This is a genomic window from Streptomyces sp. NPDC054961 (assembly GCF_053609145.1).
This window is the reverse complement of sequence record NZ_JBSGWY010000011.1, coordinates 133,859-142,338: the sequence shown is the minus strand read 5'-3', so window position 1 is coordinate 142,338 and position 8,480 is coordinate 133,859. Positions and strand designations below refer to the sequence as shown.

Here is an 8,480-nt window from a genome sequence, read left to right as displayed (position 1 = left end):
CTTTCGGGGTCGGTCGCGGGGGGGGGGTGGGGGGTGGGGGGGGGGGGGGTGGGGGGGGGCGGGGGGGGCGCGGGGGGCGCCCCCCCCCCCCCCCCCCGGCCCGTTGCGGTGGTGACGCGGTACCGCTGCGCCCCGTGCCCCGAGGGAGGCACGGCGGGCTCAGCGGTGCGTCAGGGGCGCGCCGCCCCTCAGGCCAGGGGGCCCGTGACGGCCTCCACGGCGTCCACGAGTCCACCCGAACGGATGAACGCGTCCGCGGCGGCCAGGTCCGGGGCGAGGAAACGGTCCGGCCCGGGACCCTCCACGCCCGCCGCGCGCGCCGCCGCGATGGCGGCCCGGCTGGCCGGCGCCGCGGTGAGCCCGTGGCGCAGCTCGATGGCGCGGGTGGCCGCGTACATCTCGATGGCGATGATCCGGTTCAGGTTGTCGACGGCGGTACGGAGCTTGCGCGCCGCCGACCACCCCATGGAGACGTGGTCCTCCTGCATGGCGGAGGAGGGGATCGAGTCGGCGGAGGCCGGGACCGCGAGCCGCTTCATCTCGCTGACCAGCGCGGCCTGCGTGTACTGGGCGATCATCAGGCCGGAGTCCACGCCGGCGTCGTCCGCGAGGAACGGCGGCAGGCCGTGGCTGCGGTTCTTGTCGAGCAGCCGGTCGGTGCGGCGCTCGGCGATGGAGCCGAGGTCGGCGGCCGCGATGGCCAGGAAGTCGAGCACGTACGCGACCGGGGCGCCGTGGAAGTTGCCGTTGGACTCCACGCGGCCGTCGGGCAGGACCACCGGGTTGTCCACGGCGGAGGCCAGTTCGCGGGAGGCGACGAGGGCGGCGTGCGCCATGGTGTCGCGGCCCGCGCCGGCCACCTGCGGGGCGCAGCGGACCGAGTACGCGTCCTGGACGCGGGGGGCGGACTCCTCCTGGAAGTGCCCGGTGAGCCCGGACCCCTCGAGGACGGCGGCCATGTTGGCGGCGGAAGCGCCCTGGCCGGGGTGCGGGCGGATGGCGTGCAGCTCGGGCTGGAGGACCTTCTCCGTGCCGAGCAGCGCCTCCAGGGTCAGGGCGGCGGTGATGTCGGCGGCCGTGTAGAGCTTGCCGAGGTCGGCGAGGGCCATGACCAGCATGCCGAGCATGCCGTCGGTGCCGTTGAGGAGGGCGAGGCCCTCCTTCTCGCGGAGCTCCACGGGCTCGATCCCGGCTTCGGCGAGCAGCTCGCCGGCGGGCCGGACGGTCCCGTCGGGGCCCTCGGCGTCGCCCTCGCCCATGAGGGCGAGCGCGCAGTGCGACAGCGGGGCGAGGTCCCCGGAGCAGCCGAGCGAGCCGTACTCGTGGACGACGGGGGTGATCCCGGCGTTCAGCACGTCGGCCATGGTCTGCGCGACGGACGGCCGGACGCCGGTGTGGCCGGAGGCGACGGTCTTCAGGCGCAGGAACATCAGCGCGCGCACGACCTCGCGCTCGACGCGCGGGCCCATGCCGGCGGCGTGCGAACGGACGATGTTGCGCTGGAGCTGTGCGCGCAGTTCGGGGCTGATGTGCCGGGAGGCGAGCGCCCCGAACCCGGTGGACACCCCGTAGACGGGCTCGGGCTTGGCGGCGAGCGCTTCGACGATCTCGCGTGCGCGGCCGAGTGCGGCGACGGCCTCGGCGGAAAGCTCGACGCGGGCGTTGCCCCGCGCGACGGCGATCACGTCCTCGGCGGTGGTTCCGGACGTTCCCACCACGACAGTGTGCATATCCATATTCAGCACCCTACGGACTGAATCTCTTCATGTCACCCCTCCCCGTGAACCGCTCGCGCGGCCGCGCCGGACTCCGCCCCGCGGGACCCCGCGGCGGCGCCGGGGGCGGCCCCGTCAGCGCCCGAGACGCTCAGCTACGGCCGCGGAAGCGCCGGCGCTCGCCCGCCGCCTCCTGCTGCGCCGCGTCGGCCAGCCGCACCACCGCGGTGTCCCGCCCCGCCACCACCGGCTTCGCCGAACGCGCCGCCTTGGCCTTGTACTGGGCCGCGTCCGCCAGCCGGAACAGCCGCCGGGACGATTTCACCGGGCCGATCGGATCGCCGGTCGAGGCGACCCCGCAGGCGACGCCCTCGCCCAGCTCCAGTTCGGCGGCCCGCAGGCACACCTCCTCGGTGACCCGCACCACCTCGTCCGCCGAGGGCCCCACGCTGACCAGGCAGAACTCGTCCCCGCCCAGCCGCGCGACCAGAGCGCCGGGCAGGAGCGCCCCGCACAGGCTGAGGACCGAGCCGAAACGTTCCAGCAGTCGGTCGCCCATCGCGTGCCCGAGGGTGTCGTTGACCTTCTTGAGGCCGTTCAGGTCACAGACCACCAGGCTGACCACCGTCCGCCCCCCGCTCCGGCGGTGCTCCTCCAGCGCCTCGTCGAGCCGCATGTCCACGGCACGCCGGTTGGCCAGCCCGGTCAGCGGGTCGGTGAAGGCGAGCCGCCGGGCCTCCTCCAGCCGGTCGTTCTGCGCGAGCCCGGCCGCGACCACCGCCGCCAGCACCGTCGCGAACTCCGCGTCGTCCTCGTCGAAGTCCGGCAGCCCTTCGTCCCGGGCCACGTACAGCTCGCCCCACGCCCGCCCGCTCAGCACGATGGGCGCGACCACGCACGTTCCGCGCCCGCGCCGGCGCAGCGCCTCGCCCCGGCGCCCCGGCCGGTCGCCGACCGCGCTCTCCACCCAGGCGTGGGGCCCGCCGCCGCCCACCCAGCGCTCGTGGAGGAACTCGGCGATCTCCGGGAAGTCGTGGACGGGATACGACTCGTCCGTGGGGAACTCCTCTTCCCCGGTCCTGCGCTCGCCCTCGTTCACGAGCACCCGCAGGCAGCCCCGCTCCCGCTCCCACGCGGAGATCGCGGCGAACGAGCCGTCCATCGCCAGCCTCGCCCCCCGCGCCGCGGCCCGCACACTCTCCCGCGGCGCGCACGCGGCCGCCATGGCCTGCGCGAGGCCCACGACGGCTCGCAGCCGCCCGTCAACACCCATCACACCAGGTTAGGGGCTTTGTCCGATTTGGTGATATTGACGCGGCTCTGGGCCCTCCCAAGATCACGCAGGGGCACGCGGTCCGGACGGGACAGGCAGCCGGACGGGGCACGCGGTCCGGACGGGGCAGGCAGCCGGACGGCGCGGAAGGTCAGCCGGTCAGCCGGTCAGCCGGGTCAGACCCCCGGCCACTGCGGCTTGCGCTTCTCGTTGAACGCCGCCACGCCCTCCGCCCGGTCCCCGGAGAAGGCCGCCGTCCGCCACGCCGCGTCCTCGATCTCCAGCCCGGCCGTGAGGTCCATCCCGTGCCCGAGCCGCAGCGCCCGCTTGGCCGCCCGCAGCCCGACGGGGGAGTTCGCCGCCATCCGTCCGGCCAGGGCCAGGGCCTCCTCGCGGGCCGCACCCGCCGGGACCACCGAGTCCACCAGCCCCAGCGCGAGCGCCTCGGCGGCCTCCACCCGGCGGGCGGTGAAGATCAGCTCCGCCGCCCGGGCCGCGCCCACCCGGCGCGGCAGCAGCTGCGTACCGCCGCCGCCGGGGATCACGCCCACCGACACCTCGGGCAGGCCCACCACGGCGCTCTCGTCGGCCACGATGACGTCGCAGGCCAGCGCCAGCTCGAAGCCGCCGCCCAGCGCGAACCCGTGCACCGCCGCGATGGTCGGCATCGGCAGCTCCAGCACGCCGCCGTACGCGCCCCGCGTGGTCGGCCGCTGGCGCACCAGATCGGCGTCCGACAGCGCGTTGCGCTCCTTGAGGTCCGCGCCCACGCAGAAGGCCCGCTCGGCCGACGAGGTGAGCACGACGACCCGTACGGACGCGTCCGCCGCGAGCGAGGCGCACGCCGAACCGATGGCCCGCGCCATGTCCGTGGACACCGCGTTCATCGCCTTGGGCCGGTCCAGGACGAGTTCCACGACCCCGCCCTCATGCCGACGCAGGCCGACGAACCCGACGGACTCGGACACAGACACAGGCTCCGACACAGAACGGCCCTCCCGGTTAACGAACGTTATTCCGGGATCTTAGGCTTCCGTCGCGTCAGCGACCAGGGCTCCACCACGCCCAGGCCGCGCACCGGGCGCTGCCACATCGGCTGGAGCGCGAAGCGGTACGTTCCGCCGCCCGCCTCGGCCTCGGCTTCCTTCTCGGAGACCGGCGCCGCGCCCGTACGGCCGAGTTCCTCGGCCATCGCGCCGTCCACCAGCACCGCGTCCTTCGGCGCTATCGACGTCAGTCGCGAGGCGAGGTTCACCGTGGTCCCGAAGACGTCTCCCATCCGGGTCGTCACGGTTCCGAAGGCGATCCCCACCCGCAGCTCCGGCATCTGCGGATCGGCGCCCATCGTCTCGACCAGCCGCAGCGCGATCTCCGCCGCCGTGGCCGCGTCGTCGGCGCAGTACAGCACCTCGTCGCCCAGCGTCTTGATCAGCCGGCCGCCGTGCGCGGCAACCAGGTCCGCCGCCGTCGTCTCGAAGGACTCGACGAGCTCGCCGAGCTCCTCCTCCTCCAGCCGCCGCGTCAGCCGGGTGAAGCCCACCAGGTCGGCGAAGCCCACCGCGAGCCGCCGGTCGACCATCTCCTCGTCGTCCGCCACCTGGACGACCCGCCCGGTCGCGGCCGCCAGCTGGCGGCGCCACACGTAGACGAGGAACTCCTCCAGCTCGGGCAGCAGCAGCTCGACCAGCGGGTACGTGACCTCCGTACGGGTCATGCCCGGCTCCGGCGGCTCCGTCAGCCCCTCCAGGAAGGAGTCGATCTGCCACTCCGCGAGCCGCGCCGTGGTCTGCCCCGTGGAACGGGCCACCTGCACCGCCATCGGCTCGCTCAGCAGCCCGGCCTCGACCAGGCCGGCGAGCCGGCGCAGCGCCAGTACGTCCGCCTCCGTCAGGGCCTTGGCCTGCCCGATGTCCGCGAAGCCCATGGCCCGCCAGAAGCGGGAGGCGAGCTCCATCGAGACCCCGGCGCTGCGGGCCGCCTGGAAGGGGGTGTACCGGCGCTCGGCGCCCAGGATCAGCTGTTCCAGCCGGATGGCGAGCGGGTCGGCCGTCGGATGGGCCGTGTGGTCGACCTCGTGGTGGGTGGTGTGCTGGCCGCGGCCGATCGGGGTGGCGTGGACGCCGGACCCGCCGGACCCGCCGGAGCCACCCGCCGGCGTCGCGGAGGCGGGCGCGCTGGGGTGAGGGTCGTCGACGGTCAAGGGCCGCCTCCTGTCCATTCCGTGCGCACTGCCGAACCGGGTGATCACCGCGAGGACCGGGATCGCCTAAACCATACGGCAGGTGTGCCGTAGCTCACTCCCCCGCTCCGCCGCCCCGGGCGACCCGCCCCGCGGGCTACCGCACGGACCGGAGATGGACGATGTCCCCCGCCCCCACGGCCTGGTGCTCGTCGTCGGCCGTCCGCACGACGAGCCGCCCGTCGGTGTCCACCGCTTCGGCCGTTCCGGTGAGGGTGCGCCCTCCGGGCAGCTCGGCCCGCACGTGCTTGCCGAGGGTGGCGCAGCCCGCCGCGTACGTCTCCTGCAGACCGCTGGCCGCCGGGTCGCCGCCGGCCGCGCGCCAGTCCCCGTACCACTGCTCCAGCGAGCGCAGCACGGCCTTGAGCAGCGGGTCCCGGTCGGTGACGGAGGCCTTGGCCAGCATCAGCGATCCGGCGGTGTCCACCGGCAGCTCGTCCTCGGTGAGCGTCACGTTCAGCCCGATGCCGAGGACGATCCCGTCGGCGACGCGCTCGGCGAGGATCCCGCCGGTCTTGCGCTCCTCGCCGTCGACGGTCACCAGCAGGTCGTTGGGCCACTTGAGGGCGGTGTCCACGCCGGCGGCCCGCGAGAGCCCGGTCGCGACCGCCACCCCGGCCAGCAGGGTCAGCCATCCCCAGCGCTCCGGCGGCACCTGCGGTCCGGGCTTGAGCAGGACGGAGAAGAACAGGCCCGAACGCGCCGGCGCGACCCAGCTCCGGTCCAGGCGCCCCCGTCCCGCGCTCTGCTCCTCGGCGACCAGCACGGCCCCCTCGGGCAGCCGTGCGGCCCGCGCGGCGAGGTCGCTGTTGGTCGACCCGGTGCTGTCCACCACCTCCAGCGAGGTCCACAGCCCGTCCGGGGCCACGAGGGCCCGCTGCAGGGCGGCTCCGTTCAGCGGCGGCCGGTCCAGGCTCGACCAGCGGCTCCCGGGAGCGGAAGCGCCGGAAGAGCCGGGGGAAGAAGCGGAAGCGTCTGATGGCATCGAGAGTCCCCTCGTGTGGAAGCCCCGGCCTCCGGGCTTCGGCCCGGGCCGGCGTCCTCACCATGATCCTCCCTGGCCTCCGGGCCGTGGGGAGTTATCCGGTGAACCGGGCATCCGGGTTCCGCATTCACCCGACCGACGCACAGGCTCCCGGCGCGGCGTCCCCTAGGGGGCCGCGCGAGGCCAAGCAAGCCAGATGAGGTGTGTCAAACGCCGCACTGCCGAGCGCCATGCGCGCCGATACCCTACGCACCAGTAGCTAGTAGTAATCAGTGAATTCACCAGGCAGTTGACACCACGCAGGGAGCCGCGACCCCGATGTCGTCACAACCGTCAGAGCCGATCGACATGCACACCACCGCGGGCAAGATCGCGGACCTGCAGCGCCGCGTCGAGGAAGCCACCCATGCCGGTTCCGCGAGAGCGGTGGAGAAGCAGCACGCCAAGGGCAAGCTGACGGCTCGCGAGCGGGTGGCCCTGCTGCTGGACGAGGGGTCCTTCGTCGAGCTGGACGAGTTCGCCCGGCACCGGTCGACGAACTTCGGGCTGGAGAAGACCCGTCCGTACGGGGACGGGGTCGTCACCGGCTACGGCACCGTCGACGGCCGGCCCGTCGCGGTGTTCTCGCAGGACTTCACCGTCTTCGGCGGCGCCCTCGGCGAGGTCTACGGCCAGAAGATCATGAAGGTCATGGACTTCGCGCTGAAGACCGGCTGCCCGCTGGTCGGGATCAACGACTCCGGCGGCGCCCGCATCCAGGAGGGCGTCAGCGCGCTCGGCATGTACGGCGAGATCTTCCGCCGCAACGTGCACGCCTCCGGCGTGATCCCGCAGATCAGCCTGGTCGTCGGGCCCTGTGCCGGCGGCGCGGTGTACTCCCCCGCGATCACCGACTTCACGGTCATGGTCGACCAGACCTCGCACATGTTCATCACCGGCCCGGACGTCATCAAGACGGTCACCGGCGAGGACGTCGGCTTCGAGGAGCTGGGCGGGGCGCGCACCCACAACAGCACGTCCGGCGTCGCGCACCACATGGCGGGTGACGAGAAGGACGCCATCGAGTACGTGAAGTCGCTGCTGTCCTACCTCCCCTCGAACAACCTCTCCGAGGCGCCCGCCTTCCCCGAGGAGACCGACACCGAGGTCAGCGACTGGGACCGCGAGCTCGACGTCCTGATCCCGGACAGCGCGAACCAGCCCTACGACATGCACACCGTGATCGAGCACGTGCTCGACGACGCGGAGTTCCTGGAGACGCAGTCGCTGTTCGCGCCGAACATCCTCACCGGCTTCGGCCGCGTCGAGGGCCACCCGGTCGGCATCGTCGCCAACCAGCCGATGCAGTTCGCCGGCTGCCTGGACATCGACGCCTCCGAGAAGGCCGCACGCTTCGTGCGGACCTGTGACGCCTTCAACGTGCCGGTGCTGACCTTCGTCGACGTGCCGGGCTTCCTTCCGGGCACCGACCAGGAGTACAACGGAATCATCCGGCGCGGCGCGAAGCTGATCTACGCGTACGCCGAGGCCACCGTGCCCCTGATCACCGTCATCACCCGCAAGGCCTTCGGCGGTGCCTACGACGTCATGGGCTCCAAGCACCTCGGCGCCGACCTGAACCTCGCCTGGCCGACCGCGCAGATCGCCGTCATGGGCGCGCAGGGCGCGGTGAACATCCTGCACCGCAGGGCCATCGCCGAAGCGGAGGAGGCCGGCAACGCCGACGAGACCAGGGCGCGGCTCATCACCGAGTACGAGGACGCGCTGCTCAACCCGTACACGGCCGCCGAGCGCGGTTACGTCGACGCGGTGACCATGCCGTCCGAGACGCGGGCGCACGTGGTGAAGGGGCTGCGGCAGCTGCGCACCAAGCGGGAGTCCCTGCCCCCGAAGAAGCACGGCAACATCCCCCTCTAGGCCCCAGGAGGGCAGTCCAGTGGTGATCAAGGTCGTCAAGGGGAACCCGACCCCGGAGGAGCTGGCCGCCGCACTGGCGGTGGTCCAGGCGCGCGCGGCCGCACTGGCGTCGGTGCCGTCGGACGCGCGGCGGGTGGCCGACGCGTGGGCGGCGCCGGGCCGGGTGGCCCGCAGGACGCTGCCGCGCCCCGGTCCGGGCGCGTGGGGGCGTACGTACTGGCCCGCGTGAGCGGAAGATGACGCGATGCGGCGCATGGGTGGGGGGGGGTGGGGGGTGGGGGGGTGGGGCGGGTGGGGGGTGGGATGTGGGGGGGGAGTGTAGGCGTAGGAAATCGTAGAACACGCTCTCCC

At 73.6% G+C, this 8,480-nt stretch carries 7 protein-coding genes; 2 read left to right on the top strand and 5 right to left on the bottom strand.

Annotated elements, in window-relative coordinates:
• Positions 1 to 188: 188 nt before the first annotated feature.
• The 5 genes from hutH to ACWF9Z_RS13595 all read right to left on the bottom strand — a co-directional run bounded on the left by hutH (position 189) and on the right by ACWF9Z_RS13595 (position 6,212).
• Positions 189 to 1,730 (bottom strand): histidine ammonia-lyase, encoded by a 1,542-nt coding sequence (hutH, locus tag ACWF9Z_RS13615; RefSeq protein ID WP_453601439.1) that lies wholly within the window; start codon positions 1,728 to 1,730, stop codon positions 189 to 191.
• Positions 1,731 to 1,866: 136 nt separating this feature from the next.
• Entirely contained in the window at positions 1,867 to 2,988 is a 1,122-nt protein-coding gene (locus ACWF9Z_RS13610; RefSeq protein ID WP_453601368.1) for a diguanylate cyclase domain-containing protein, read from the bottom strand.
• Positions 2,989 to 3,164: 176 nt separating this feature from the next.
• Positions 3,165 to 3,962: an enoyl-CoA hydratase/isomerase family protein gene (locus tag ACWF9Z_RS13605; protein ID WP_453601366.1), complete on the bottom strand. Its 798-nt coding sequence runs from the start codon at positions 3,960 to 3,962 to the stop codon at positions 3,165 to 3,167.
• A 38-nt stretch (positions 3,963 to 4,000) separates the two neighbouring features.
• Positions 4,001 to 5,188 (bottom strand): adenylate/guanylate cyclase domain-containing protein, encoded by a 1,188-nt coding sequence (locus ACWF9Z_RS13600; protein WP_453601363.1) that lies wholly within the window; start codon positions 5,186 to 5,188, stop codon positions 4,001 to 4,003.
• A 136-nt stretch (positions 5,189 to 5,324) separates the two neighbouring features.
• Complete coding sequence (locus ACWF9Z_RS13595) at positions 5,325 to 6,212, bottom strand: biotin--[acetyl-CoA-carboxylase] ligase (protein WP_453601360.1); 888 nt, start codon at positions 6,210 to 6,212, stop codon at positions 5,325 to 5,327.
• A 318-nt stretch (positions 6,213 to 6,530) separates the two neighbouring features.
• On the opposite strand from ACWF9Z_RS13595, the gene ACWF9Z_RS13590 reads away from it, so the two are divergent.
• Together ACWF9Z_RS13590 and ACWF9Z_RS13585 are read left to right on the top strand one after the other, a co-directional pair.
• Positions 6,531 to 8,129, top strand: a complete 1,599-nt coding sequence (locus tag ACWF9Z_RS13590) for an acyl-CoA carboxylase subunit beta (RefSeq protein ID WP_453601357.1) — start codon at positions 6,531 to 6,533, stop codon at positions 8,127 to 8,129.
• Positions 8,130 to 8,148: 19 nt separating this feature from the next.
• On the top strand, positions 8,149 to 8,358 hold the full coding sequence (locus ACWF9Z_RS13585; protein WP_356659858.1) for an acyl-CoA carboxylase epsilon subunit: 210 nt from the start codon (positions 8,149 to 8,151) through the stop codon (positions 8,356 to 8,358).
• Positions 8,359 to 8,480 lie beyond the last annotated feature (122 nt).